Source organism: Pseudomonas sp. KBS0710 (assembly GCF_005938045.2).
In the GTDB taxonomy this organism is placed as follows: Bacteria; Pseudomonadota; Gammaproteobacteria; order Pseudomonadales; family Pseudomonadaceae; genus Aquipseudomonas.
In genome coordinates this window covers 4766609-4792105 of record NZ_VCCF02000001.1, presented here as the reverse complement: position 1 = coordinate 4792105, position 25497 = coordinate 4766609, and the positions used below count along the sequence as shown (strand labels likewise).

Here is a 25497-nt window from a genome sequence, read left to right as displayed (position 1 = left end):
ATCGCCAGCAGGGCATTGGCGGTGGCCAGGCCTTTGGCGGTCACCAGCGGCGCTTCCAGTTCGCGTTGAATCAACGTGGCCTGGGTTTGCGCCAACGCAGTGAGGCGCTGCTCAATGATCTGCTCAAATTGCGCCTGAGTGCGCTCCTGCACCAGCTCCTGGGTGCGCGCACCGGCAAACACTGCATAAAGCACCAGCACTGCGACCACACTCAGCACGATGGCCCCGGTCAGTGCGGCAACAGAAAACTGAATCGACTTGAATTTCATGGAGGCTCCAGGCGCAGGGCAGGTGGGCTGCCTTTTTGTATCGGCCATGGGCTCTGGAGGCTTGAGGCTTGGCGGGCAAAATAGTACGAGATGTCGCAAACGGACTGTTCGCCGCCGCTGTGGGTGTGTGGGATGTATCTGAAAGTTAGCGGTTACACGTCGTGTGTATCTGGCGTTGATACAAATGACCGCCTACGATACGCGCCAGGTTTTCAGGGAGAGCGTCATGAAAAAGTCATTGGCAGTAAGCGTACTCAGTGCAGCGATGCTGCTGGCAGGTTGCCAGTCGGTTAACACCACCAGCGGCGGCGCCGTGGGCGTGGAGCGCAAGCAGTACATGTTCAGCATGCTGTCGAGCCAGGAAGTCGACCAGATGTATGCCCAGTCCTACCAGCAGACGCTGGGCGAGGCGAGTGGCAAGGGCATGCTCGACAAGACCAGTGCCAACGCCAAGCGCGTGCAGGCCATCGCCAACCGCTTGATCGCCCAGGCGCCGAACTTCCGCCCGGACGCGGCGCAGTGGAAGTGGGAAGTCAACCTGATCAAAAGCGATGAGATGAACGCCAACTGCGGGCCTGGCGGCAAGATCTTCGTGTACAGCGGGTTGATCGACAAGCTCAAGCTCACCGACGACGAACTGGCTGCCGTTATGGGCCATGAAATCGCCCACGCCTTGCGTGAACACGGGCGTGAAGCCATGTCTAAGGCGTATGGCATCCAGATGGCCAAGCAGGGCGCCGGTGCGTTGTTCGGCCTGGGCCAGGACAGCCTGGCATTGGCCGATACCGTGGCCAACTACGGTATGACGTTGCCTAACAGCCGTGCCAATGAAAACGAAGCCGACCTGATCGGCCTGGAGCTTTCGGCCCGTGCCGGTTACAACCCGAATGCCGCGATCACCTTGTGGAACAAGATGGCCAAGGCGTCGGAAGGCGCGCCACCGGAGTTCATGAGCACTCACCCGGCCTCCGACAGCCGAATCGCCTCGTTGCAGGCGGCGATTCCTAAGGTGATGCCGCTTTATCAGCAGGCCAAAAAGTCCTGATATTCCAGGACCTGTGAAGATCCAAATGTGGGAGCGAGCTTGCTCGCGAAGGCGTCAGTTCAGTCAAATATTTACCGACTGGCACACCGCTTTCGCGAGCAAGCCCGCTCCCACAGTGGTTTGGGTTTACAGCTTTAGATCCACCCGCTGCTTTGCATGGCCTTGTACACCGCCACCACCGCCAGGATGAAAAACGCCGTGGCCGCCAACCGACGAATCAAGGTCAGCGGCAGTTTTTCCGCGGCAAAATTACCCGCCAATACCACCGGCACGTTGGCAATCAGCATGCCCAGCGTGGTGCCGATAATCACCAGCCACAACTCCGGGTACTGCGCCGCCAGCATCACCGTGGCGATCTGGGTCTTGTCACCGATTTCGGCGAGGAAGAACGCAATCAGCGTGGTCAGGAACGGCCCGAACTTGCGCGTGGTACTGGCTTCGTCATCGTCGAGTTTGTCCGGCACCAGGGTCCACAGCGCCGTGGCACAGAAGCTCGCTGCGAGAATCCAGTGCAACACTGCATCCGAGAAGAAACTGCCGAACCAGGCCCCCACGGCACCGGCGGCCGCATGGTTGGCCAGGGTCGCGGCGACAATGCCGGCGATGATCGGCCAGGGTTTGCGAAAGCGTGCGGCAAGGATGAGCGCGAGCAGTTGCGTCTTGTCGCCGATTTCGGCCAAGGCAACGATTGCGGTAGGTACGAGTAATGAATCCAGCATCAGGTAAGTTTCCAGGGGCGGGTCGACACGGCTATGACACGTACAGCCTTCCCGCCCCGGGTAAGGTGTGCGTGTCATAGGTCTTGTCAAACCCCGGTCCGTCTGTGCGGACTCCTGGGTCGCATACGCCATGGTCTGTTGACCAAGTATGTTGACGTATGCCGGACGAGCGTGGCGCTCGTGGGAGACTACTCCCCTAGGACGGAGCGGATTCTGCCTAGGCAAAATCCATTCGGCAAGCGTTCTTTTTCAAATCGCCATTAGCCACGTTTGGCACGATAAATGCGAAAACCATTGCCTTCGGCCTTCACCGCACACACGCCCAGATGCTTCTCGATCAGCGGTTGGTACTTGAGGAAGCTGTTGGCAACTAAACGAAGTTCGCCGCCTTTTGCCAGGTGTTTAGCCGCCTTTCGCAGCAAGTTCTCTGTGGCGAAATAATCCGTGTGCACGCCGACATGGAACGGCGGGTTGCTCAAAATCGCATTCAAACCCATCGGCGCGGCGTCGATGCCGTCACCGGTCAGCACCTCGGCTTCCAGGCCGTTGGCCGCCAAGGTCAGGCGGCTGCTGGCGGCAGCGAAGGCGTCCACATCGAGCATCGTCACGCTGTTATGCGGGTAGCGGCGTTTGACCGCCGCCCCAAGCACGCCGGCGCCGCAACCAAAGTCGAGCAAATGCCCGCTCGGCAGCTTATCCAGATGCTCCAGCAGCAACTCGGTGCCGCGATCCAGGCGGCCGTGGCTGAACACGCCGGGCAGGCTCACCACCTTGAGCGGCCCTTCGGCCAGCGGCACTTCGAAGACTTGCGCCAGGCTTTGCAGCTCGACCGCTTGCGGGGCATTGGCCACGGTGACTTGCCACAGTTGGCAATGCCGTGCGTTGTCGAGCTTGCGCGGCTTGCCGAACGGGATCATCTGCTTGGCGGCGCTTTCGATGCCGGCCTTTTTCTCCCCGACCAAAAACAGCTCGGCACCGGGCAAGCGTGCGGCCACGGCGTTGAGCAGGTAGTCGGTGAGGTCTTTGGATTTTGGAAGGAAAATCACCGCCGCATCAAACCCACGCTCGGGCACGTTCACGCCGAACTGGCTGCGCTCGGGAAAGCGCGCATCCAGCGCGGCCTGGTCGCCAGCATGCCAGCTCCAGCCGTGGGCATTGGGCAGGCGGCCGAGCAAGTCGTCAGCGGGCAAACCTACCAGCAGCAGGTTGCCTTGAAAAAGTTCGGCCTGACGAAGCAGTACTTCACTGCGCGGATCCATAGTCTGCTCCTTGAAAAGGAGCGCAGTTTATCAACTGACGACGCGCAGCGGGGCGCCGCTGAAAAAGCCTCGGGCGTTTTCAGCCAGTTGGCCGACGATACGCTGGCGCGCTTCGCGACTGCCCCAGGCATTGTGGGGAGTGATGATCAAGCGAGGAATGTCGCCGGCCAGCAGCGGGTTGCCTTTCACGGGGGGTTCCACGCTCAGCACATCGGTGGCCGCGCCGCCGAGATGGCCGTTGCGCAAAGCATCTGCCAGCGCCTGTTCGTTGATCAAACCGCCGCGTGCAGTGTTGACGACAAACGCGCCGGGCTTGAGCAGCGCCAGTTCGCGGGCGCCGATGAAGTCGCGCGTGTTTTCATTGAGCGGGCAGTGCAACGTCAGCGCGTCGACCTGTGCGAGCAGCTCATCCAGCGGCACGCGGTCCGCGCGGGCAGGGCGCCCGGGAATGGCGCCGAGCACCACGCGCATGCCAAAAGCTTCGGCCAGCCTCGCCACCGCCCCACCCAGTTCACCGTGGCCGAGCAGGCCGAGGGTTTTGCCTTCCAGCTCGACAATCGGGTAGTCCAGCAGGCAGAACTGCCTGGCCTGTTGCCATTTGCCGGCCGCCACATCCTGTTGATAGTCCTTCAGACGCGTCGCCAGGTTGAGCAACAGCATGATCGTGTGCTGCGCCACCGACGGCGTGCCGTAGCCGTGGCAATTGCTCACGGTAATGCCATGGGTGCGGGCGGCGTCGAGATCGACGTTGTTGGTGCCGGTGGCCGACACCAGGATCAGCTTGAGCTCGGGGCAGGCCGCCAGGGTTTGCGCGTTAAGGGCGATCTTGTTACTGATCACCACCTGGGCGCCTTGCACGCGTTCAAGCACATTCTGCGGCGTGGTGTCGGTGAACAGCTGCAAGTCACTGAAGCTGTTGCGCAGCTCGCTGAGGTCGAGGTCGCCCAGGTCCAGGGACGGATGATCAAGGAAGACGGCGCGGCGATTGTTCATTCTCAACTGTACCTTTTGCGACGAGGTTCGAAGGCGTAATCTGCCGAGCCTATCAGATGAAATAATCAGTTACTTAATGGAGTGAGCATGTACGTCGCCGAGTTTTTGACCGTAGCCCTGATTCACTTGTTGGCGGTGGCCAGCCCCGGCCCGGATTTCGCCGTGGTGGTGCGTGAAAGTGTTACCCATGGCCATCGCGCCGGCACCTGGACCGCTCTGGGCGTGGGCTCGGCGATTTTCCTGCACGTGGGGTACTCGCTGCTGGGCATCGGTTTGATCGTGTCGCAGTCCATTGTGCTGTTCAACGCGCTGAAGTGGGCCGCTGCAGCGTACCTGCTGTACATCGGCTTCAAGGCCCTGCGCGCGCAGCCGGCCAAGCCGCCCGCCGAGGGCGAGTTGCACCGTGAAGTGGGTGAGCGCACCCCACGCGGGGCGTTTACCGCAGGTTTTGTGACCAATGGCCTGAACCCGAAGGCCACGCTGTTCTTCCTGTCGCTGTTCACGGTGGTGATCAACCCGCACACGCCGCTGGCAATCCAGGCCGGTTACGGTGTGTACCTGGCAGTGGCGACGGCGTTGTGGTTTTGCCTGGTGGCCATGCTGTTCAGCCAGCAGCGCGTGCGCGCCGGGTTTGCGCGGATGGGGCATTGGTTTGATCGGACCATGGGCGCGGTGCTGATTGCCATTGGTGTGAAGTTGGCGTTTACCAGCATGAAATAGCGCTACACCTGAGTGGGCACGGACAAAATGTGGGAGCGGGCTTGCTCGCGAAGGCGGTGTATCAGTGGCAGAAACGTCGACTGACCCAGCGCTTTCGCGAGCAAGCCCGCTCCCACATTTCGATCTATGTAAATCCTCGATGCTGGCGCAAAGCTAGCATTCATTGGGCGCTGCAAATCATTCCTTTGGCTGATTTGGCTGAAACATTAGCGCTCTACAGTGCAGGTCTTAGCCAAGACCGTGCAGTCAGATAAGGGATTCGTATGTTGCAGACCCGTGTTATCCCGCCCGCCGAAGGCGCTTACCAATACCCGCTGTTGATCAAACGCCTGCTGATGTCCGGGGCGCGTTACGAGAAGACCCGGGAGATCATCTACCGCGACAAGCTGCGCTATACCTACCCAACCCTGATCGAGCGGGTCGCGCGCCTGGCCAATGTGCTGACCGAAGCCGGGGTCAAGGCCGGTGACACGGTTGCCGTGATGGACTGGGACAGCCACCGTTACCTGGAATGCATGTTCGCCATCCCGATGATCGGCGCAGTGATCCACACCATCAACGTGCGCCTGTCGCCGGAACAGATTCTCTACACCATGAACCACGCCGAGGACCGCTTTGTGCTGGTCAACAGCGAGTTCGTGGGGCTCTACCAGGCGATTGCCGGGCATCTGACCACCGTCGACAAGACCCTGCTGCTCACCGACGCTGAGGCCAAGACTGCCGAGTTGCCGAACCTGGTCGGCGAGTACGAAACCCTGCTGGCGGCCGCCAGCCCCAAGTACGACTTCCAGGATTTTAACGAAAACTCCGTCGCCACCACCTTCTACACCACCGGCACCACCGGCAACCCCAAGGGCGTGTACTTCACCCATCGCCAACTGGTGCTGCACACCATCGGTGTGGCGACCATCATGGGCAGTGTCGACAGCGTGCGCCTGCTGGGCACCAACGACGTGTACATGCCGATCACGCCGATGTTCCACGTGCACGCCTGGGGCCTGCCGTATGTGGCGACCATGCTCGGTTTGAAGCAGGTTTACCCCGGCCGTTACGACCCGGAATACCTGGTGGAGCTGTGGCGCAAAGAGAAGGTCACCTTCTCCCACTGCGTGCCGACCATCCTGCAAATGGTGCTCAACGCCAAGGCCGCACAGGACGTGGATTTTGGCGGCTGGAAAATCGTCATCGGCGGCAGCGCGCTCAACCGCACGTTGTATGAAGCGTCCAAGGCACGGGGCATTCAACTGACCGCCGCGTATGGCATGTCCGAGACCGGGCCGCTGGTGTCCTGCGCTCACCTCAACGAAGAGTTGATGGCGGGCACCGAGGACGAGCGCACCACCTACCGCATCAAGGCCGGCGTGCCCGGGCCGTTGGTGGAAGCGGCGATTGTCGATGGCGACGGCAACTTCTTGCCCGCCGACGGCGAGTCCCAGGGCGAGCTGGTGCTGCGTGCGCCGTGGCTCAGCGAAGGTTATTTCAACGAGCCGCAAAAGGGCGCCGAGCTGTGGGAAGGCGGCTGGATGCACACCGGTGACGTGGCCACGCTGGACGCGTTTGGCGTGATCGATATTCGCGACCGCATCAAGGACGTGATCAAGACCGGCGGCGAGTGGATCTCGTCATTGGCCCTCGAAGATCTGGTCAGCCGTCACCCGGCGGTACGCGAAGTAGCGGTGGTGGGCATCGCCGACCCACAGTGGGGCGAGCGCCCGTTTGCACTGCTGGTGGTGCGTGATGGCCATGTGATAGGTGCCCGCGAGCTCAAGGAGCACCTCAAGCCGTTCGTGGAGTTGGGCCACTTGAGCAAGTGGGCGATTCCAAGCCAGATCGCCGTTGTTACTGAAATTCCCAAGACCAGTGTCGGCAAACTCGACAAAAAACGTATCCGCGTTGACATCATCGAGTGGCAGGCCAACAACAGCACGTTCCTGTCCACGCTCTGACCCCCTTCGCCGCGCCCGTTCGGGCGCGGCAATGCTCTAACTCGCGGCTTCACTTGTGATTTCAGGATTTTCAGCCATCCTTCCCACGCCGACCGTCGTCGGCGTGGCGAAAGGGTTGTGGCAGACAGGTTGGTGATGCAAATCACACTTTAGAGGGATCAAGCGCTACCCCCTGCTGGCTATAGTCCCTCTCAGAGTTTTTCACGGATGTTGTGCTTCGGGCCATGGGGGCCCGGTTGCCGTTCGGCATTGGAATCGTTGTATTCCGGCCGTTACATGCATCCAGAAGAAAGAACTCACTGCCATAACAATAATGCACATGGAGTAGCGTCGATGACCTCAGTAAACCAGTTCTGGCGCCGGGCAAGACTGCCCCTGGCCGTCAGTCTCGCTTCTACGCTCGCCGGGCCTGCATTCGGCGTCAGTTTCAACATCGGTGAAATCGAAGGCAGCTTCGACTCATCCCTGTCGGTGGGGGCGAGCTGGTCGACTGCCGGTCGCAATAAAGACCTGATCGGTGCCAACAACGGTGGCAGAGGGCTGTCGCAGACCTCCGATGACGGCCACTTGAACTTTGACAAGGGCGATTCCTTCTCGAAGATCTTCAAGGGTATCCATGACCTTGAGTTGAAATACGGCGACACCGGCATCTTTGTGCGTGGCAAGTACTGGTATGACTTCGCGCTGCAAAACGAAGACCTGGACTTCAAGAACGTCAGCAACAACAACCGCAAAGAGGGCGCCAAGTCTTCCGGCGGGCAGATCCTCGATGCCTTCATCTACCACAACTACACCATCGCCGATCAGCCGGGTAACGTGCGGTTCGGTAAGCAAGTAGTGAGCTGGGGTGAAAGTACCTTCATTGGTGGCGGTATCAACTCCATCAACCCGATCGACGTGTCCGCGTTCCGTCGTCCGGGCGCCGAAATCAAGGAAGGCTTGATTCCGGTCAACATGTTCTACGTATCGCAGACCCTGACCGATAACCTCTCGGCCGAAGCGTTTTACCAGCTGGAATGGGACCAGACCGTCACCGATAACTGCGGCACATTCTTCTCCCAGCCGGACGTCATCTCGGATGGTTGCAGCAATAACCTGCGGGTGCTGAACAAGCGCTCCACCATCCCGGGCGCGGCCTTGCCTACCCTTAACGCCCTGGGCGTGGATGTGAACAACGAAGGTGTGCTGGTACGTCGCGGCGGTGACCGTGATGCACGCGACAGCGGCCAGTTCGGCGTGGCCATGCACTACAACTTCGAGCCGCTGGACACCGAGTTTGGCGCGTACTTTATGAACTACCACAGCCGTGCGCCGATCTTCAGCGCCACCGGCGCGCCAAACTCCGCCTACACCCGTCCACTGGGGCCGCTGGCGGCGTTGCGCCCATTGATCGTGGCAGGCAGCTCCCAGTACTTCGTCGAGTACCCGGAAGATATCCGCCTCTACGGCTTGAGCTTCTCCACCACGCTGCCTACCGGCACCGCCTGGAGTGGTGAACTGAGCTACCGGCCAAACGCGCCGGTACAACTGAGCACCACCGATATCCTGTATGCGGGCGTCACGCCGATTCCGGGCTATGGCAATGCGTCGGTGCTCAAGGGCACACCGGGCCAGGACCTGCACGGCTACAACCGTAAGGAAGTGACCCAGTTCCAGACCACCTTCACGCACTTCTTCGATCAGGTCATGGGGGCTTCTCGCCTGACCACCGTGGGCGAAATCGGCGTGACCCACGTCGGCGGCCTGGAGAGCAAAAACCAGGCACGTTATGGCCGCGATCCGGTCTTCGGCCCAGGCACGCTGCCCGGCGGCTTCTGCAATGCGCTTAACAATTCGACAGCCAACGGCGCAGGCCTGCCGAATGCGTCCGGCCTGAACACCAACTGCAACAACGACGGCTACACCACCGCCACGTCCTGGGGTTATCGCGCCCGGGCCATCTGGGAATACCCGGATGTGTTTGCCGGTGTGAACCTCAAGCCCAACGTGGCCTGGTCCCATGACGTCAAAGGTTACTCGCCTGGCCCTGGCGGCAACTTTGAAGAAGGTCGCAAGGCCGTCAGCCTGGGTGTGGATGCCGAGTATCAGAACACCTACACCGTCAGCCTCAACTACACCAACTTCTTTGGTGGCAAGTTCACCACCGTGGATGACCGTGACTTCATCGCGCTGAGCGCCGGCGTGAACTTCTAAGCACAACCTCTTTAAGCAGTCTGTTTTCAGGAAGAACCAGAACATGAAAATAACTAGAAGTTTGTTACATGTGGGTGTGCTTGGGCTGTCGATCCTGGCGAGCAACGTCATGGCGGCAGTCTCGGCGGATGAAGCCGCCAAGTTGGGCACAACCCTGACGCCGATGGGCGCCGAAATGGCCGGTAACGCGGCCGGCACCATTCCTAAATGGTCGCCGCTGCCTACCAATGCCGGCGCCGTGGATGCCCGTGGCTTCCTGGCCAACCCGTATGCCAGCGAACAGCCGCAGTTCACCATCACCGCGCAGAACGTCGAACAGTACAAAGACAAGCTGGCGCCGGGGCAGTACGCGATGTTCAAGCGCTACCCGGACACCTTCAAGATGCCGGTCTACCCGACCCATCGCGGCGCTACCGTGCCGGCTGATGTGTTTGCCTCGATCAAGAAGAACGCCACCAACACCAACCTGGTGTCCGGCGGCAACGGCCTGGAAAACTTCGAAACCGCGGTTCCGTTCCCGATTCCGAAAAGCGGTGTGGAAGTCATCTGGAACCACATCACCCGCTATCGCGGCGGCAGTGTGACCCGTCTGGTGACCCAGGCCACGCCGCAAACCAATGGCTCGTTCAGCCTGGTGTACTTCCGCGATCAGTTCGTGTTCCGCGACAAGATGAAGGACTACGACCCGAAAAACCCCGGCAACGTGCTGTTCTACTTCAAGCAGCAAGTCACCGCGCCGGCGCGTCTGGCCGGTGGTGTACTGTTGGTGCACGAAACCCTGGACCAGGTTAAAGAGCCGCGTTCGGCGTGGGTCTACAACGCCGGCCAGCGCCGTGTGCGCCGGGCGCCGCAAGTGTCCTATGACGGGCCAGGCACCGCTGCCGATGGCCTGCGTACTTCCGACAACCTCGACATGTACAACGGCGCACCGGACCGCTACGACTGGAAGCTTGAAGGCAAGAAAGAAATCTACATCGCCTCCAACAGCTATAAGATCGACGATCCGAAGCTCAAATATGCCGACATCATCAAGGCCGGCCACATCAACCAGGACCTGGCCCGCTACGAGCTGCGCCGCGTCTGGCACGTGGTTGCAACCCTGAAGGAAGGCCAGCGCCACATCTATGCCAAGCGTGACTTCTTCATCGACGAAGACACCTGGCAAGCAGCGGTTATCGACCACTACGACGGTCGCGGCCAACTGTGGCGCGTCGCCGAAGCCCATGCCGAGAACTACTACGACAAGCAAGTGCCGTGGTACGCCATCGAAACCCTCTACGACCTGCAGTCCGGCCGCTACCTGGCCCTGGGCATGAAGAACGAAGAGAAGCAGGCATATGACTTCGGTTTCACCGCCTCCACCGCCGACTTCTCCCCGGCGGCCCTGCGCCAGGACGGCGTTCGCTAAGCTGCTTTAACTGAGGCCGCATCCTCAGCGTGAAGCCCCGACTGGTTCGGGGCTTTTTTATGCGGGATATTTTTTGTCGCAGTTCTTTTTCAGGCAAATGTCGCAAAGATCTACAAACCCGCCGCTTTTACCGCTAGTCTGCGGACATCTGCAATGCCGACAACAGCCTTCTACAAGAGCCCGGCGATGACTGATCTGTCCCGAATCCAAGGGCCTGCAAGCGCGGTGATTCCGACCCTGGAAGCGCGTTTCTACAGGCCGCCTTTGCCTGATGGCTACGTGCTGCGCCCGCGCCTGTGCGAACGCCTGAGTGCAGGCCTTGCAGGGCGTCTGTTGCTGGTGAGTGCCCCAGCCGGGTTCGGCAAGAGTTCGTTGGCGGTGGAGTTTTGTCAGAGCCTGCCGGCGCATTGGCAAAGCCTGTGGCTGGGCCTGAGCCCACGGGATAACGATCCCGGCCGCTTCCTTGAGCGCTTGCTCGACGGCTTGCAGCAATACTTCCCGCAACTCGGCGCCCAATCCCTGGGCCTGCTGAAAATGCGTCAGCGTCACCAACCCTTTGCCTTTGAAGAATGGCTCGACGGCTTGCTCGACGAGCTGACGCTGCACCTGTCCACGCGCGCGCCCTTGCTGCTGGTGCTGGATGACTACCATCTGGCCCAGGGCCCGGTGCTGGATCGCTGCCTGCAATTTTTCCTCAATCATTTACCCGATGGGCTGCTGGTTTTGGTCACCAGCCGCCAGCGCCCGGACTGGCACCTGGCGCGGCTGCGGCTCTCGCGCCACCTGCTGGAGCTGCACGAACAAGACCTGCGCCTGACCCACGACGAATCGCTGGCCGTGCTCGACAGGCACAGCAGCTCGTTGCGCGGCGAAGCCCTGGACAACCTGATCCGTCGCAGCGAGGGCTGGGTGGCTGGCCTGCGCTTCTGGCTGCTGGCCCTCTCCGAAGCTGGCAATGAAGCCGCGTTGCCGCAACATTTGCACGGTGGCGAAGGGCTGATCCGCGACTATCTGCTCGAAGAAGTCATTGATTGCCTGCCGGCAGAGGTGCAAGCCTTCCTTTACGACACCGCCCCGCAGGATCGTTTTTGCAGCGATTTGTGCGACGCCGTGCGCGAAGCCCACGACAGCGCGCATATCCTCGGTTATTTGCAGGCCCACCAAGTGTTTCTGGTGCCGCTCGATGAGCAGGGCCATTGGTATCGCTACCACCATCTGTTTTCCGACCTGTTGCGTACCCGCCGTGCCAGCAGTGCCACCGTGCCGATTGCCAGCCTGCACCTGCGGGCCTGCCGCTGGTTCAACACCCAGGGCTTGATCGATGAAGCGGTGGAACAGGCGTTGCGCGCCGGCCACCTGGATGTGGCAGCGAACCTGGTGCAGAACCTGTCGGAGGAGCAACTGCTGGCCGAGCAGAACGTCGGCATGCTGCTGCGCTGGAAGATGGACTTGCCCGACAGCCTGCTGATCAGCACGCCGCGTTTGATCGTGCTCTACAGTTGGGCATTGGGGTTGGCCTGCCAACTGGATGCGGCCGAAGAACTGTCCGGCTACCTCAGCCGTTTCCTGCCGGCGCCGTCGGCCACTGCGCAGAAGTCGATGCTGGCTCAATGGTTGGCGCTGAGCGGGATTATCGCCCGTGGCCGGGGCGATCGTGAGTCCACCCTGCGCTACTGCAGCGAAGCGTTGGAAAGCTTGCCGCAAAAACGCTATGGCCAACGGCTGATGTGCCTGTCGACCTTGTCCAACCTGGCCATCGTCGATGCCGATTTGTGGCGTGCCCGTGGCCTGAATCGCGAATCCCTGGAGCTGGCGCAGCGCGTCGGCAACCCGCTGTTCGAGGCGTTGGCCCATTACGATCGCGCGCGGGTGTTGCAGGCGCGCGGCGAAATCCTGCGTTCCCTGGACGAAGTGCGCCAGGGTCTGCAACGCCTGCACGGCTTGGCGCCGCAGCGGCTGTACGCGGTGCGCGCACGGTTGTCGCTGTACGAGGGCTATTTGCTGCTGGTGCGCTATCAACCCGAGGCCGGCCTTGTCCGTTTACGCGCGGGTCTGAACGAAGCCCGCGCCTGCCGGGATATCAGCGTGCTGATCGGGCATTGTGTGATTGCCAACTTTGAAGGGCGCCGTGGGGATTTTCCCTCGGCGTTTGCCGAGCTTGCCGAAGCTGAGCGCTTGATGCACATCTGGGATGTACCGCCGATCTACTACCTGGCGATGATCACCCTGATCAAATGCGAGCTGTGGCTGGCTCAAGGCCGCACTGACCTGGCGGAGGCCTGGCTGACCCGGCTGGGGCAAACCTACAACGGTGAACACGCCGCCGCCGCACCGGAGTTTCACCCGCACTTGCCGCAACATATCGGGCTGCAACAGGCTGCGTTGGACGCCACCCGTCATCAGCCGGCCGCCGCGTTGCAACGCCTCGAGGAGCTGGCTCAGCAAGCGCATAACAGTGGGCGGCAAATGATTGCCCTAATGGCCCTGACCCAGCAGGCACAGTTGCTGCTGGAGTGCGGGCAGCAAGACCAGGCCCGGCTGGCATTGGCCCGCGCCCTTGAGGCGGGCGCCGGTGGGGCGTTGCAACCCTTTCAGCGGCTGCTGGAAAGTTACCCGGATTGGATGCGTGAACAGCTTGGCCGGGACACTCATGGCTTGCTGAACCAGAGCCTGTTGGCGCTGTTGCCTGCCGCTGCGATCGTTGAGGCATCGCCTAATCATGAAACCTTGAGCGCACGTGAACTGGCGGTGCTGCAACTCATCGCCCAAGGCTGCTCTAACCAGGAAATCAGCAACCGATTGTTTATTTCCCTGCACACTGTGAAAACCCACGCCAGCCATATCAACAGCAAGTTGGGGGTGGAGCGCCGTACCCAAGCCGTGGCTCGGGCGCAGGAAATGGGGTTGTTCAGGCAGGTGTGAAACTAATTTAGTTGCGTTGTGAAATGGTCAGATGCGCCACTTTTCTTTGATGTATTTCGAGGCGAATTCTATTTCGGGAAACAGTGATCGAGAGTTTATATTCAGGATGTCCAGTTGTTTGAGTATGGGTAATTTATGAGCCGCAGCGATGTCAATCTTTGTCATTGTCAGCTCTTTGGATTTTTCTGGAGTACGATATTCCAGCAGTCCAGCCGCTACAAAAGCCCCTGATTGAGCGATCACCCTGCGATTGGCCTTGGCAGGGTGTACAAAAAAGTATTTGAACAAGTCACCGGGTTTTGCCTTATCTAAGAAGTAAGGCTTCTCTATTCTGATAAATTGCAATAACCGATTCATAGGTTTGAGTTTTCTAAACGCAGTAGCGTCTTTTTTATTCCAGCGTCTTGAGGGGGTTCGCTGCCTGTAAAGGTGGGTCCTTTCGTTATCACTGAGTCTGGCCAGGTTACAAATAAGACTGACGGTGTCACTGTCTGCAAATTTAACGCGTCGGCTGGAGAAGTCGAGAATGCGCACAGCCCCATCTTCTTCTGCGTGCAGGGGGTCTGCGCAGGCAAAATACAGCGCGACTAATGGATTTAGCGAAACATCTAAAAGTCGGGTAGGGAGCCCGTAATGCTGCGCCTTTACGAGTTTGTCAAACATTGATTTTTCTGCAGTAAACTCTCCCGGTACTTCAAGTAACAGTTCACTCAGAATCTGACTTTCTGCCTCCGGCTTGAGTCCTCTGGTTATAGAAGGTTTGAGATCCCACGCAGCATTTGCTTCACCTCGATAGCACCTTACATGCGGCATTTTTTTAGTCAGGTTAAATATGCCGCTTAAGTACGACTCTACATCGTGTGCGCTAAGCGTGGCAGAAACAGGGCTGTGGTTTTTCATGGGTTGCCTGATTGTTTGAGCGCGTGATTGATTAATCGATGCTCAACTGTGCAGTACTACTGCTCACTCAGCTTCTTGATCTTCTTTCTGGCGTAGTTTGGCGTCAGGGGAGAATCTTCCGCAATGCTGTTCCATTCGTGCATGAGTTCCTTTGTTGTACTTTCCCACTCTGCGGTGAGATTGCTTTTCAACGACAACATTTCGATTTTTCTTTTCAGGCAACCATAACGAGAAGCCTTGGTTCTATGCTGCTCGGCTTTTTCCGAAGGGCGTATCAATATTTGCAACGAGGATAGAATCGTAACGGCGATAGCCGCTACTTTTAATGAAATAGACCACATGTCTTCCGGTGGTGCCTGGAAGAAGACGAATGAGACGACGATGACTGAAAAAGTGACCAAGGGCATGGCGATGAAGAAGTTCCACCACAGGTACCGTTCAGCCATTATGAAATGGCCCGTTTGAGCCGCATTAAGTCGGGCTTCCCATTCCTTGAGTTTCCGTTCTATTTTTGTTTCCGTACAGCATCCTGAGTTTTCCATAACGGCTCGAATTGATGGCTCGGTGAAGGTGAACGAGTGGCCGATGATACTGATTAGCCATCACCGTTGTCCAGTTCACACCGGGCGTCATCACCGTATGTCCGGGCACGCTTTCAGCGGCGTGTCGGCGGTTTTGCCGACCAGCGCGGCAAAACGCTTGAGGTTGTTCTGGTGCGCCACCACCAAGTCATCAATGCTCGGGCCTGCCGGTGTCTGCAAGGTGGTGCGGCAGGTCAGCGGTGCGGCGTCTGCGCCGCTAGTGGGCCGCAGGCGCCAGCGCACATCGAGCAGCGCGTATTGGCCCGGCACCGAGTCAAATCGCTGCACTTCAAGGCGCAACAACAGGGGCTGCCGGGAGTGACTGTTGGCCAGTTGATCCACCAGCGCGCTTTTCAGTTCATCCGCCAGGGTAGCGGCCCACCATTGGGTTTCAAGGATCGCCACGCCACTGTCGCCCTGGCGAATCACGATCTGCGCGCGGTCGACCTGGGGCGGCACGCTGATGCTTTCAATACGGATATCGCTTGCCTGGGCTTGAGTGCTGTTATTCCAGTGCACCGGGGTGAGGGTGTGGAACGCGATCGGCTCACTGCGACAGGCCGCGAGCAGCACCAGCGCGGCGACCAAGGTGAGTTTCAAGGGAAAGGTCATGGCGGCTCCAATGGTCATTTGCGCGGTGGCCCTTGCAGGTCTATAGGCGCGGCGCTGTCAGGGCGGCCGCGAATCAGCGATTCGGGATGCCGGCCCAGGTAGTCCGACAGCTCACGCAAGGAGCGCGACATGCGCGCCAGTTCGTCCAGGGTCTGGGTCAGTTGTTCACGCTGCGGCGAGTCTTCGGCCAGGGTTGAGTTGGCCGACTGCAAGGTCTTGCTCACGTCGCCCAGGGTGGTCTGCACGCCGGGCAGGGTCTTGGCGTTGAACTGGGCAAGGCTCTTGCGCAGCTCGACCAGGCTGCCGTCGAGGTTGCTGGCGATGCGCTCGATCGGCAGTTGGTTGACCTTATTGACGATGCCTTCGAGTTTCTCCTGCAACTGTTCCAGGTTGCCGGGGATGGTCGGAATGTTGACCGGGCGCAGGTTCGGGTCAAACACCACTTTGTCGGCTTTCGGGAAGAAATCCAGGGCGATGTACAGTTGGCCGGTCAGCAGATTGCCGCTGCGAGCCTGGGCGCGCAGGCCGTTTTCGATGAAGGAACCGATCAGGCGCACGCCGCCCGCTTCATCGTTGGGGTCATGCTTGGTGGCCTTGAGCAGCTTGGTGTTGGCTTCGCCGAGCAATTGCGGGTAAATCACAATGCCGACGTTGATCGGGAAACTGCGTTTCCTGGCATCGAAATCCAGGTTGATCGACACCACCTTGCCGAACTCGACTCCAAGGAACTCCACCGGCGCACCGACCTTGAGCCCGCGCAGTGCCTGATCAAAACGCAGGGCCATGTATTGCCCTTGACCGTTGGGCGGGGCGAGGGCGCTTTGCTGGTCGTCGAACAGCTCATAGGTGTGATCTTCGCTGGCCGGTTTGTCGTTAGGGCTGTAGGGCGGCGCCTGGAACGCGATGCCGCCGGCCAGCATCGATGACAAGGACTCGGTTTTCAGCGCGAAACCATTGGCGCCGACGCTCAGGTCGATGCCGCTGGCATTCCAGAAGCGTGTATTTTCGGTGACGTACACATCGTTGGGCGCATGCACGAAGACCTCGATCTTCACGCCCTTGCCATCGTCATCCAGTTCGTAGGCCACCACCTGGCCCACCGGGATCTTGCGGTAGTACACCGGCGAGCCGATATCCAGTGAGCCCAGGCCCTGGGTATGCAACGTGAAGCGCTTGCCCGGCTCGCCATAGGTGATGGGCGGCGGGTTTTCCAGGCCCTTGAACTGTTTGGCGCGCGTGTCGGATTGGCCGATATCGGCACCGATATAGTCACCGGACAGCAAGGTATCGATGCCGGACACGCCACCGGCACCGATGCGCGGGCGCACCACCCAGAACTTGGAGTCTTCACGGGTGAAGCTTTCTGCCTGCTTGGCCAGCTTGATGGTGGCGTTGACGCTTTTCTGGTCGTCGCTCAAGGCCACATCCGAGACTTGGCCGATCACCACGTTGCGGTATTTGACCTCGGTTTTATTGGCGACCAGGCCGTTACCGGTCTTGAAGTTGAGGACGATGACCGGCCCCTGTTGCAGCACGTTGTGCACCACCAGCGAGATGCCCGCCAGCACTGCCACGATCGGCACGATCCACACCAGCGAAACGCTGAAGCGCCGCGTTTTGATCGCCGGTGAACCGGCAGGCGTGTCAGTGTTGTGTGAACTCATCCGAGATCTCCTCGTTGTGTGGGTTTTCCCAGATCAGGCGCGGGTCGAAACTCATGGCCGCGAGCATGGTAAACACCACCACCAGGCCAAAAAACAAAATGCCCAGGCGCGGCTCGATGGTGCCCAGCGCCTGGAATTTCACCAGCGCGGCCACTAGCGCCACCACAATCACATCGAGCATCGACCAGTAGCCGATCAGCTCGACGAACCGAAACAGCTTCGAGCGCTCTTTGCGCGCCCACTGGCTGTTGCGCTGCACGGTGACCAGCAGCAGGGTCAGCGAGACAAACTTGATGCCCGGCACCGCGATGCTGGCAATGAAAATGATCAGGGCAATGTCCCAGGCGCCATGCTGCCAGAACTCCAGCACGCCGCTCATGATGGTGCTGTCGGCGCCGGAACCGAGCATGGTGGTGTTCATCACCGGCAATAAATTCGCCGGGATATAAAACGCCAGTGCCGTGAGCATGTAGGCCCAGGTGCGGGTCAGCGAGTGGAGTTTGCGCCGATGCAGCGGCGCACCGCAGCGCTCACACTCGCTGGGTTCGTCGCGCATGTCGCAGGGCTGGCCGCAGGTGTGGCACAGGCACAGGTTGAGTTCGCGCGCGGTCGGTGGTGAATTCATACGGCGTCCCACAAGTCGCGTACGTCACGCCCGGCGATGCGAATCAGCAGCAGGGCGAGGGCGGCGAGGGCAAACAGGCCGGTGCCGGGGATCACGTCGAGCATGCCGGCCAGCTTGAACACCGCGACCATGGCGCCCAGCAGGCAGACTTCGAGCATGCTCCATGGCCGCAGCGCTTCCAGCCAGCGCATGCATAGTTTGAACGCTGGCGAGCGCTTGCCGGCCAGGGCAAAACTCAGCACCCACATCAGCAATAGCAACTGAAACACCGGGGCGATGATGATCGAGATCGCCGCCACCAACGCAATGAAAGTGATCGGCCCCAGGCTCAGCGCGACCACCGAGTCCCAGAGGGTCGCGCTGTTTTTAAGGCCTTGCAGGCTGATGCTCATCACCGGATAGAAATTGGCAAAGGTCCAGAGCACCGCTGCGGTAATGGTCAGCGCAAGACGCTGTTGCACCGACAACCCGTTGTAGCGCTGCAACACGCCAGCGCAACGGGTGCACAGGGCTTTTTGGTGTTTGGCGAGCGTGACCTTTTCGTACACGCAATCGCAGTGTTCGCAGATGATCCGAGAATTGGCCATACGTCTTGCTCCAAATGCGACGCTACGGTGCGGGTTCCATGGCGCTTGAGTAGCTTAGCAGTTGAGGCCCTTCGAATCTGGGGCAAGCTCCACCATACTGCGCCTGGAATGTGCCATAGAGCTTGCAGGAACGCCCATGAATATCGATAAACCTGTGCTGATCCGCGAAACCTTCCCCGTCGGCCCTTTGCAGTGCAACTGCACCATCATTGGCGACCCGATCAGCAAAAAAGCCATTGTGGTCGACCCGGGCGGCAATCACGAGCTGATCCTGGCGCGTCTGGATGCGCTGGGCCTCAAGGTGGTGAGCATTATCCACACTCACGCCCACTTGGATCACTTCCTCGCGTCCGGCCAGCTCAAAGAGAAGACCGGCGCCACCCTGCATTTGCACAAAGAAGACCAATTTCTTTGGGATAACCTGGAAATGCAATGCCAGATGTTTCGGGTGCCCTACACGCCGGTGCCGTCGCCGGATCACTGGCTGGAGGACGACGAGGAGTTGGCCTGTGGTTGCGGGGTGGCGCTGCATACGCCGGGGCACACGCCGGGTTCGATGAGCTTCTGGTTTGCCGATGCCAAGTTGCTGATCGCTGGCGATACGTTGTTCAAGCGCGGCGTGGGGCGTACAGACCTGTGGGGCGGCGACCAGGCGACTATCGTGCGTTCGATCAAGCAGCGTTTGTACACCTTGGACGAGGGCGCTACGGTGGTTACGGGGCACGGCCCGGACACCCGTTTGGGCGATGAGATGCGGGAGAACCCGTTCGTGCGGGCGTAACTGGCGTGGAGGGAATATTTGCGCGGGCGAGGCTGTTCTTCAAAAGAATCGTCCTGGCAGGTCGCGTTCAGCCTTGGCCTGCTACGGTTTATACAGCGGGGATAATGGTCAATGTTTTGTTACAGGTCGGGAAGTGGCCACGGAATTTTTACCGTTTGTCGCGTTCCAAACTCGGCACAGGCCCATTGCCAATGTCCTTTGCACCACAGAATGCAAAAGTAGGAGCTCCCTTCATGTTTACTCCGCGTCGTCTTCTTGTTGTTGCCACCGCCGTAGCCTTGTTGTCCGGCTGCGCTTCACCTAATCCTTATGACGGCAGCCAGGGACAGGCCAGCAATGGTTCCGAAGGGGGCATCAGCAAAACCGCCAAATACGGTGGCCTGGGTGCTCTGGCCGGTGCGCTGGCAGGTGCTGCCATCGACCATAACAACCGTGGCAAGGGCGCACTGATCGGTGGTGCCATTGCAGGCCTGGGCGCCGCGGGTTATGGCTACTACGCCGACCAGCAGGAAAAGAAGCTGCGTGAAAGCATGGCCAACACCGGTGTTGAGGTGCAGCGCCAGGGCGACCAGATCAAGTTGATCATGCCGGGTAATATCACCTTCGCGACCAACTCCGATGCCATCGCCAGTAGCTTCTACACGCCGCTCAATAACCTGGCTGGCTCGCTGAAGCAGTTTAACCAGAACACTATCCAGATTGTCGGCTACACCGACAGCACGGGCAGCCGCCAGTTGAACATGGACCTGTCCCAGCGTCGTGCCCAGAGCGTGGCCAACTACCTGACCTCCCAAGGCGTCAGCCCGACCAACCTGAGCGCCCGTGGTGCCGGCCCGGATAACCCGATTGCCAGCAACGCCGATGTGAATGGCCGCGCCCAGAACCGTCGCGTTGAGGTCAACCTCGGCCCGATCCCTGGCCAGCAATACGGCCAGCCTGGTCAACAGCAGCAGCAACAACAGGCGCCGCAGCAGAACAACCAATTCCAGGGCAACCCGTACCAGCAATACCAGTAAACCCTGGGCATTAAAAAGGGCGCCGTGCAGTCAATGCACGGCGCCCTTTTTTGTGGCTGGCGATCACATCAGTCGATGTATTCGAACACCTTCACGATCTTCTGCACACCGGACACACCCTGGACCAGGTTGGCTGCACGGGTGGCTTCCGCCTGGGTCAGCAGGCCCATCATGTAGACGATGCCATTATCGGTGACGATCTTGATGCGCGAGCCGGGTACACCGCTGTCGGTGAGCATCTGCGCCTTGATCTTGGTGGTCAGCAGCGCATCGTTGCTGATGGCCAGCAGGGTGATCGGGTCCATGACCTGCAGCTCGTTGTGGACCTTCTTGACCCGCTGAACTGTCGAGGCGGCTTGTTCGGCCTGGGCCTTGAGATCAGCTCGCGGCGTCTGCCCGGCCAGCAGCACCACGCCGTTGAAGCTGGTGACCACAATGCGCGAGGCACCGTTGCCCAGGTCGGTAGCGGCCTTGGCGACGTTGACCTTGACCTTGGTTTCGATCAGCGAGTCGTCGATGGTGCTGCCGAAAGTGCGTGTGCCCCGGTCATCCTGAATGGGTGTGTCACGTGTCGCAGTGATTGCCGTGCTGCAGCCGCTGATGGCGAGGCACAGCGTAATGGCCAAAAGGCTGAGGCGGTTAACGGTCATTCTTCACTCCCGAACAGTTGGCTGTCGATCAGATCGCACAGGCAGTGGATCGCCAGCAGGTGGACTTCTTGAATGCGTGCAGTGACGTTGGCCGGGACACGGATCTCCACGTCCTCAGGCAATAACAGCGAGGCCATGCCGCCGCCGTCGCGCCCGGTCAAGGCTACGACAATCATTTCGCGGTCATGTGCGGCCTGGATCGCTTGAATAATGTTCGCCGAGTTGCCGCTGGTGGAAATCGCCAGCAGCACATCGCCGGGTTGGCCCAGGGCGCGGATCTGCTTGGAGAAGATTTCGTTGTAGCTGTAGTCGTTGGCGATCGAGGTGATCGTCGACGAATCGGTGGTCAGAGCGATGGCCGGCAGGCTCGGGCGCTCGCGCTCAAAGCGGTTGAGCAGCTCAGAGGAAAAGTGCTGGGCATCACCGGCCGAACCGCCGTTGCCGCACGAAAGCATTTTGCCCTCGTTGAGCAAGGCATTGACCATGACCTGACTGGCTTGCTCGATGTGCGGTGCAAGTACGTCCATCGCCTGTTGCTTGGTGTCGATGCTGGCCTGGAAAAGCTGGCGAATTCGGGATTGCATGTCCATCTGTGTGACCTTAAGTAGCGCGGCTGTTCGGCACAGAAATGTGCAGCCCGCAAAGCAAAGAGCAAAAGTGTGTGGTGAAGATATTCGGGCAATCAGCTGTCGAAGGCATTCTTGAGCCAGTTCAAATCAGCTGGGCCTGCCGGTGTGCTTTCCATGGCAACCACATCGAAACGGCAGGGGCTGTCAGCCCAGCGATGCTCTTTTTGCAGGAAAAACTGCGCGGCGAGTATCAGCTTCTGACGCTTACGCCCGTCGATACTGGCGAGCGCGCCACCCCATTGTGCGTGTTTTCTGTAGCGGACTTCGACGAATACTACTGTATCGCCGTCAAGCATGACCAGATCAAGCTCACCGCGTTTGCATAACCAGTTCTGCGCCAGAAGGCGCAGACCCTGTTGTTGCAGGTATTTAAGAGCTTGCAGTTCGGCGTCCTTGCCGCTTTGTGCGCTGGACCGCTCGGGCATCAGCGCGGGGTGTCCGGCAGGCGTTGAATCTCGCCGCCGACGAACTTCGCCCATGGCATCTGGCGGTCGACACGCTGGTAGGCGCCGATGCCCAGGTTGCCCGACAGGCCGTCAACGCGGGTGTCCGGCAATGCCTTGAGTTGGCCCAGGCGCGGTGCCAGGCGGTAGGCGTCCACACCCATCGCATACAGGCGGCCAAGGCTGCCATTGGCCTGTGGCCATTGTGCGGCAACCTGGTTGCGCAGCGGGTCGGTGGTGTTAAGCAGCCATGGGGTTTCGCAGAACATCACGTTGGTCATGTCCAGGTACTGGTTTTTGTCGCCGCTGGCGCTGAACACATGGGACGTCGCATACACAGGCACATCACCGGCGTACTGGAAGTTCAGGGTCGGTTTGATCTGCTGGGCCAGTTGCGGGGTCACAGCCAGGAAGATGAACTCGATGTCCTGGCGGCGCGAAGGTTGCGCGGCGACGTCGGTGCCGACGGTGCTTTGCAGGCTCTTGGCGCGACCTTCGCTTTTACGCAGCTGGAACAGGTCGGCAATCTGCTGGGCGAGGGCGACCGGCTGATCGACGTACTCGACACCCACTACGGTGCCGCCATTGGCTTCCCAGTCCTGACGGAAGGCTTTATAGACACGCTCACCCCATTCGCCACGCGGCACCATGGCGGCGGCGCGGTGCAGGCCGTCGGCACGGGCACGACGCGAGACTTCGCGGGCTTCGTCTTCAGCGGCCAGGCCGAACTGGAACAGTTGCGGCGGGTTTTCGTTAAGTTCGCTGTAGTTAAGGCCCAGGGTGGTGATCGGCAATTGCCCACGGGAGGCGAGCTGCTTGACCAGCGGTTTCTCCAGCGGGCCGACTACCAGTTGCACACCGGCGGCCTGGGCCTTGGCGTAGAAGTCGTCGAGGGAGGTCAGGCGCGAGCTGTCATAGAACTCGATGACCGGCGGTTTCTGCCCGGCTTGTTCGGCCTGGAAGTGCGCGGCCATGAAGCCTTCACGCAGCGCCTTGCCGACCGCGGCCAAAGGGCCTTCCTGCGGCAGCAGCAACGCGATTTTGGTCAACGGCTGGCTGGCCAGCTCCTTGAGCTTGGTCAGCGGGGTCGGCAGATTGACTGCCGCCGGGTGGCCTGGGTTCTGCGCGCGCCAGGTATCAATGGCGGCTTGCTGTTGTTCCAGGGTGCCAGCGCCTTTGATCGCCTGGGCCAGAGTGATCCAGCCGTCGAGAGTCGGGTTGCCGCTGGCTTGCAGTTGCTCGGCAGGCAGCGCGGCGACCAGCGCCCAGATGGCTTCGTGGTTATTCTTGGCGGCATCACCCGTCAGCAAGGGGGCCATGGCGACCCGCTCACGCGCGGCAGCCAGGGTCTGGCCATCGGCTTCATAGGCGCGGGCATGCACGGTGCCGGTACGGATCTGCTGGTCAGTCGGCAGCTCCTTCAGGCTTTGCAGGCTGGGGTGGTTCAGGGCAGCCAGCGCAGCTTTGGGCTGGTTGCGCGCCATGGCCAGTTCCGCGGACAGGGTGCTGGCAAACACTTGTGCGGCCGGCTTCAGGACATCCAGGGGCACCTGCGCAAGAATCTGCGCCGAGCGGCCAGGGTTGTTCTGGTGGTAGGCCAGGTCTGCCGCACTCAGGCGCAGCATCGCGGCCTTTTCTGGCGTACTGGCGTTGGTGGCCTGTTCGAGCAGTTGCTCGATACTGGCATCCGGGGTCCGGGGGAGGTCGCCAAGGCTGGACGAGGGCGAGCTGGCGCACGCGGCCAGTAAGGCAGCGAGGCAGAGGGCGGAGAGCAGCCGCAGGCAAGCGATCATGTAAGTGTTCCTGATACCGATCAAATTAGCGTGGAATTGTACCCAAGCACTGGCCCAGGCGCGATGTTACTGGCGTGAAACCATCGATTTAGGTCGTGTAAATGTTACGGGCCGGCATCGATGGCCGAACCCGAGGGCATATTATCGAGGCGCCTACGCGCTACAATGCGACTTTTCCTAACCATCGAGGTGTGCGTTTTGACTGCTCCAGGTCCTTTGAATTCCACTGCAGGCTCGCTTTTTGTCGTGGCGACGCCCATTGGCAACCTGGACGACATCAGTGCTCGGGCGCTGAAAGTGTTGCGCGACGTAAAATTGATCGCGGCCGAAGACACGCGGCACTCCCAGCGTTTGATGCAGCATTTTGGTATCAGCACGCCATTGGCTGCGTGCCATGAGCATAACGAGCGCGAGGAAGGCAGCCGTTTCATCACGCGCTTGCTGGCGGGCGACGACGTGGCGTTGATCTCGGATGCCGGTACCCCGTTGATTTCCGATCCCGGCTACCATCTGGTTCGCCAAGCGCGTGCCGCTGGTATCAATGTAGTGCCAGTTCCGGGAGCGTGCGCGCTGATTGCGGCATTATCGGCCGCCGGCTTGCCGTCGGACCGCTTTATCTTCGAAGGTTTCCTGCCCGCCAAGGCGGTTGGGCGCCGTGCGCGCCTGCAAGCCTTAAAGGAAGAACCGCGCACCTTGATCTTTTACGAGGCGCCGCACCGCATCCTGGAATGTCTGCAAGACATGGAGTTGGTGTTCGGCGGTGAACGCCTGGCGCTGTTGGCGCGGGAGCTGACCAAGACCTTCGAAACCCTCAAGGGCTTGCCGCTGGAAGAACTGCGGGCGTTCGTCGAGGGCGACAGTAACCAGCAGCGCGGTGAGTGTGTGGTGCTGGTGGCCGGCTGGACCGCACCGGAAAATGAAGACGCGGTGGGCAGCGAGGCGATGCGCATCCTGGATCTGCTGCTCAAGGAAATGCCGCTGAAGCGTGCGGCAGCCCTGGCGGCTGAAATTACCGGCTTGCGCAAGAACGTGTTGTATCAAGTCGCGCTGGATAAGCAGAAGGCCGAATAGTTCCGGGGTTAAACCGGTCTCCCGTCTGAACGTGATGGCATTGCTGCACTTTTAATACTTGTCCTGAAGCCGCCGTGCCGTTAACCTGCGCGGCGGAGAGTCGATTGGACAGTCGCTGCCCTCTATGAAAATTAGGGGGGGGAGGAAAGTCCGGGCTCCATAGGGCGAAGTGCCAGGTAATGCCTGGGAGGCGTGAGCCTACGGAAAGTGCCACAGAAAATAACCGCCTAAGCACTTCGGTGCCGGTAAGGGTGAAAAGGTGCGGTAAGAGCGCACCGCACGTCTGGCAACAGTTCGTGGCTAGGTAAACCCCACTTGGAGCAAGACCAAATAGGGTCCCAAGGCGTGGCCCGCGCTGGGACCGGGTAGGTTGCTAAAGATGTCCAGTGATGGCCATCGTAGACGAATGACTGTTCAAGACAGAACCCGGCTTACAGATCGACTCTCCACCTTTTTTCCTTCTGTCCGAATCTCGTACAGAAACCTGGTAGTAACGCAAGAATCCCTCCCTGCCAAATCATTGGCAGATGCATCTTCGTAATACCAAAAAAATCTTACTCTTAATAAATCACTTTAACTTTAAGCCATAGCTCCATGAGCTATTTGCGGTTGTTGAGTCAAAAACATCGCTGAACTCGCGTTTCTCCTCCTTTTACGTTCCTAAATCTCCG

The 25497-nt window shown here is 60.0% G+C and carries 22 protein-coding genes, 1 other RNA gene and 1 riboswitch; of the genes, 10 read left to right on the top strand and 13 right to left on the bottom strand.

Annotation, left to right across the window (positions count from 1 at the left end; all coding sequences use genetic code 11):
* Positions 1-495 precede the first annotated feature (495 nt).
* Complete coding sequence (locus FFI16_RS21920; RefSeq protein WP_138816810.1) at positions 496-1314, top strand: M48 family metallopeptidase; 819 nt, start codon at positions 496-498, stop codon at positions 1312-1314.
* Positions 1315-1448: 134 nt separating this feature from the next.
* Here FFI16_RS21920 and FFI16_RS21915 read toward each other — a convergent pair whose 3' ends face one another.
* The 3 genes from FFI16_RS21915 to FFI16_RS21905 form a co-directional block, all read right to left on the bottom strand.
* Entirely contained in the window at positions 1449-2033 is a 585-nt protein-coding gene (locus tag FFI16_RS21915; protein ID WP_101266603.1) for a TMEM165/GDT1 family protein, read from the bottom strand.
* A gap of 89 nt (positions 2034-2122) precedes the next feature.
* Positions 2123-2242, bottom strand: a riboswitch (yybP-ykoY riboswitch).
* A gap of 51 nt (positions 2243-2293) precedes the next feature.
* On the bottom strand, positions 2294-3292 hold the full coding sequence (locus tag FFI16_RS21910; protein WP_138816809.1) for a class I SAM-dependent methyltransferase: 999 nt from the start codon (positions 3290-3292) through the stop codon (positions 2294-2296).
* A gap of 30 nt (positions 3293-3322) precedes the next feature.
* Positions 3323-4285: a 2-hydroxyacid dehydrogenase gene (locus tag FFI16_RS21905; protein ID WP_138816808.1), complete on the bottom strand. Its 963-nt coding sequence runs from the start codon at positions 4283-4285 to the stop codon at positions 3323-3325.
* An 87-nt stretch (positions 4286-4372) separates the two neighbouring features.
* On the opposite strand from FFI16_RS21905, the gene FFI16_RS21900 reads away from it, so the two are divergent.
* The 5 genes from FFI16_RS21900 (at position 4373) to FFI16_RS21880 (ending at position 13474) form a co-directional block, all read left to right on the top strand.
* Positions 4373-5005 carry a LysE family translocator gene (locus FFI16_RS21900; protein WP_138816807.1) on the top strand — a complete coding sequence of 211 codons (633 nt, stop codon included), beginning with the start codon at positions 4373-4375 and terminating at the stop codon, positions 5003-5005.
* Positions 5006-5268: 263 nt separating this feature from the next.
* On the top strand, positions 5269-6951 hold the full coding sequence (locus tag FFI16_RS21895; protein WP_138816806.1) for a fatty acid--CoA ligase: 1683 nt from the start codon (positions 5269-5271) through the stop codon (positions 6949-6951).
* 333 nt (positions 6952-7284) lie between these two features.
* Positions 7285-9144, top strand: coding sequence for a DUF1302 domain-containing protein (locus tag FFI16_RS21890; protein WP_138816805.1), 1860 nt, complete (start codon positions 7285-7287; stop codon positions 9142-9144).
* Between the two features lie 43 nt (positions 9145-9187).
* A complete protein-coding gene (locus tag FFI16_RS21885) occupies positions 9188-10552 on the top strand; it encodes a DUF1329 domain-containing protein (RefSeq protein ID WP_058419333.1) in 1365 nt (454 codons plus the stop codon).
* Positions 10553-10738: 186 nt separating this feature from the next.
* Positions 10739-13474 (top strand): LuxR C-terminal-related transcriptional regulator, encoded by a 2736-nt coding sequence (locus FFI16_RS21880; protein WP_138816804.1) that lies wholly within the window; start codon positions 10739-10741, stop codon positions 13472-13474.
* A 27-nt stretch (positions 13475-13501) separates the two neighbouring features.
* Here the strand turns inward: FFI16_RS21880 and FFI16_RS21875 are convergent, their stop codons facing one another.
* The 6 genes from FFI16_RS21875 to FFI16_RS21850 form a co-directional block, all read right to left on the bottom strand.
* A complete protein-coding gene (locus FFI16_RS21875) occupies positions 13502-14374 on the bottom strand; it encodes an FRG domain-containing protein (RefSeq protein WP_138816803.1) in 873 nt (290 codons plus the stop codon).
* Between the two features lie 56 nt (positions 14375-14430).
* Complete coding sequence (locus tag FFI16_RS21870) at positions 14431-14916, bottom strand: SLATT domain-containing protein (RefSeq protein WP_138816802.1); 486 nt, start codon at positions 14914-14916, stop codon at positions 14431-14433.
* A 90-nt stretch (positions 14917-15006) separates the two neighbouring features.
* Complete coding sequence (locus tag FFI16_RS21865; protein WP_138816801.1) at positions 15007-15567, bottom strand: membrane integrity-associated transporter subunit PqiC; 561 nt, start codon at positions 15565-15567, stop codon at positions 15007-15009.
* A gap of 14 nt (positions 15568-15581) precedes the next feature.
* A complete protein-coding gene (locus FFI16_RS21860; protein WP_138816800.1) occupies positions 15582-17231 on the bottom strand; it encodes an intermembrane transport protein PqiB in 1650 nt (549 codons plus the stop codon).
* On the bottom strand, positions 17212-17856 hold the full coding sequence (locus tag FFI16_RS21855) for a paraquat-inducible protein A (protein WP_138816799.1): 645 nt from the start codon (positions 17854-17856) through the stop codon (positions 17212-17214). Before FFI16_RS21855 ends, FFI16_RS21860 begins: the two co-directional genes overlap by 20 nt.
* Positions 17853-18443, bottom strand: coding sequence for a paraquat-inducible protein A (locus tag FFI16_RS21850; RefSeq protein ID WP_138816798.1), 591 nt, complete (start codon positions 18441-18443; stop codon positions 17853-17855). Before FFI16_RS21850 ends, FFI16_RS21855 begins: the two co-directional genes overlap by 4 nt.
* A gap of 136 nt (positions 18444-18579) precedes the next feature.
* On the opposite strand from FFI16_RS21850, the gene FFI16_RS21845 reads away from it, so the two are divergent.
* Positions 18580-19224, top strand: a complete 645-nt coding sequence (locus FFI16_RS21845) for an MBL fold metallo-hydrolase (RefSeq protein ID WP_138816797.1) — start codon at positions 18580-18582, stop codon at positions 19222-19224.
* A 233-nt stretch (positions 19225-19457) separates the two neighbouring features.
* On the top strand, positions 19458-20240 hold the full coding sequence (locus tag FFI16_RS21840) for an OmpA family protein (RefSeq protein ID WP_138816796.1): 783 nt from the start codon (positions 19458-19460) through the stop codon (positions 20238-20240).
* Positions 20241-20308: 68 nt separating this feature from the next.
* On the opposite strand, the gene FFI16_RS21835 is transcribed toward FFI16_RS21840, so the two are convergent.
* From FFI16_RS21835 to FFI16_RS21820, 4 genes are all read right to left on the bottom strand, one after another.
* Positions 20309-20890 carry a BON domain-containing protein gene (locus tag FFI16_RS21835; protein WP_017138196.1) on the bottom strand — a complete coding sequence of 194 codons (582 nt, stop codon included), beginning with the start codon at positions 20888-20890 and terminating at the stop codon, positions 20309-20311.
* Positions 20887-21480, bottom strand: a complete 594-nt coding sequence (locus FFI16_RS21830; protein WP_007904374.1) for a phosphoheptose isomerase — start codon at positions 21478-21480, stop codon at positions 20887-20889. The genes FFI16_RS21835 and FFI16_RS21830 overlap by 4 nt, the downstream gene beginning before the upstream one ends.
* 92 nt (positions 21481-21572) lie before the next feature.
* Positions 21573-21944 carry a YraN family protein gene (locus FFI16_RS21825; protein ID WP_138816795.1) on the bottom strand — a complete coding sequence of 124 codons (372 nt, stop codon included), beginning with the start codon at positions 21942-21944 and terminating at the stop codon, positions 21573-21575.
* Complete coding sequence (locus tag FFI16_RS21820; protein WP_138816794.1) at positions 21944-23755, bottom strand: penicillin-binding protein activator; 1812 nt, start codon at positions 23753-23755, stop codon at positions 21944-21946. Before FFI16_RS21820 ends, FFI16_RS21825 begins: the two co-directional genes overlap by 1 nt.
* Before the next feature lie 165 nt (positions 23756-23920).
* On the opposite strand from FFI16_RS21820, the gene rsmI reads away from it, so the two are divergent.
* Positions 23921-24826, top strand: coding sequence for a 16S rRNA (cytidine(1402)-2'-O)-methyltransferase (gene rsmI / locus FFI16_RS21815; protein WP_017138193.1), 906 nt, complete (start codon positions 23921-23923; stop codon positions 24824-24826).
* 96 nt (positions 24827-24922) lie between these two features.
* An RNA gene (gene rnpB, locus FFI16_RS21810) (RNase P RNA component class A) lies at positions 24923-25276 on the top strand.
* The last annotated feature ends 221 nt before the right edge of the window (positions 25277-25497 follow it).

Excerpts from the sequence above, each read along its gene's own strand:
- FFI16_RS21825 (WP_138816795.1), bottom strand. The coding sequence starts at position 21,944 with ATGCCCGAGCGGTCCAGCGCACAAAGCGGCAAGGACGCCGAACTGCAA.
- FFI16_RS21830 (WP_007904374.1), bottom strand. The coding sequence starts at position 21,480 with ATGGACATGCAATCCCGAATTCGCCAGCTTTTCCAGGCCAGCATCGAC.
- FFI16_RS21840 (WP_138816796.1), top strand. The coding sequence starts at position 19,458 with ATGTTTACTCCGCGTCGTCTTCTTGTTGTTGCCACCGCCGTAGCCTTG.
- FFI16_RS21855 (WP_138816799.1), bottom strand. The coding sequence starts at position 17,856 with ATGAATTCACCACCGACCGCGCGCGAACTCAACCTGTGCCTGTGCCAC.
- FFI16_RS21845 (WP_138816797.1), top strand. The coding sequence starts at position 18,580 with ATGAATATCGATAAACCTGTGCTGATCCGCGAAACCTTCCCCGTCGGC.
- FFI16_RS21890 (WP_138816805.1), top strand. The coding sequence starts at position 7,285 with ATGACCTCAGTAAACCAGTTCTGGCGCCGGGCAAGACTGCCCCTGGCC.
- FFI16_RS21920 (WP_138816810.1), top strand. The coding sequence starts at position 496 with ATGAAAAAGTCATTGGCAGTAAGCGTACTCAGTGCAGCGATGCTGCTG.
- FFI16_RS21910 (WP_138816809.1), bottom strand. The coding sequence starts at position 3,292 with ATGGATCCGCGCAGTGAAGTACTGCTTCGTCAGGCCGAACTTTTTCAA.
- FFI16_RS21860 (WP_138816800.1), bottom strand. The coding sequence starts at position 17,231 with ATGAGTTCACACAACACTGACACGCCTGCCGGTTCACCGGCGATCAAA.
- FFI16_RS21915 (WP_101266603.1), bottom strand. The coding sequence starts at position 2,033 with ATGCTGGATTCATTACTCGTACCTACCGCAATCGTTGCCTTGGCCGAA.
- rsmI (WP_017138193.1), top strand. The coding sequence starts at position 23,921 with ATGCGACTTTTCCTAACCATCGAGGTGTGCGTTTTGACTGCTCCAGGT.
- FFI16_RS21865 (WP_138816801.1), bottom strand. The coding sequence starts at position 15,567 with ATGACCTTTCCCTTGAAACTCACCTTGGTCGCCGCGCTGGTGCTGCTC.
- FFI16_RS21885 (WP_058419333.1), top strand. The coding sequence starts at position 9,188 with ATGAAAATAACTAGAAGTTTGTTACATGTGGGTGTGCTTGGGCTGTCG.
- FFI16_RS21880 (WP_138816804.1), top strand. The coding sequence starts at position 10,739 with ATGACTGATCTGTCCCGAATCCAAGGGCCTGCAAGCGCGGTGATTCCG.
- FFI16_RS21835 (WP_017138196.1), bottom strand. The coding sequence starts at position 20,890 with ATGACCGTTAACCGCCTCAGCCTTTTGGCCATTACGCTGTGCCTCGCC.
- FFI16_RS21870 (WP_138816802.1), bottom strand. The coding sequence starts at position 14,916 with ATGGAAAACTCAGGATGCTGTACGGAAACAAAAATAGAACGGAAACTC.
- FFI16_RS21905 (WP_138816808.1), bottom strand. The coding sequence starts at position 4,285 with ATGAACAATCGCCGCGCCGTCTTCCTTGATCATCCGTCCCTGGACCTG.
- FFI16_RS21895 (WP_138816806.1), top strand. The coding sequence starts at position 5,269 with ATGTTGCAGACCCGTGTTATCCCGCCCGCCGAAGGCGCTTACCAATAC.
- FFI16_RS21850 (WP_138816798.1), bottom strand. The coding sequence starts at position 18,443 with ATGGCCAATTCTCGGATCATCTGCGAACACTGCGATTGCGTGTACGAA.
- FFI16_RS21820 (WP_138816794.1), bottom strand. The coding sequence starts at position 23,755 with ATGATCGCTTGCCTGCGGCTGCTCTCCGCCCTCTGCCTCGCTGCCTTA.
- FFI16_RS21875 (WP_138816803.1), bottom strand. The coding sequence starts at position 14,374 with ATGAAAAACCACAGCCCTGTTTCTGCCACGCTTAGCGCACACGATGTA.
- FFI16_RS21900 (WP_138816807.1), top strand. The coding sequence starts at position 4,373 with ATGTACGTCGCCGAGTTTTTGACCGTAGCCCTGATTCACTTGTTGGCG.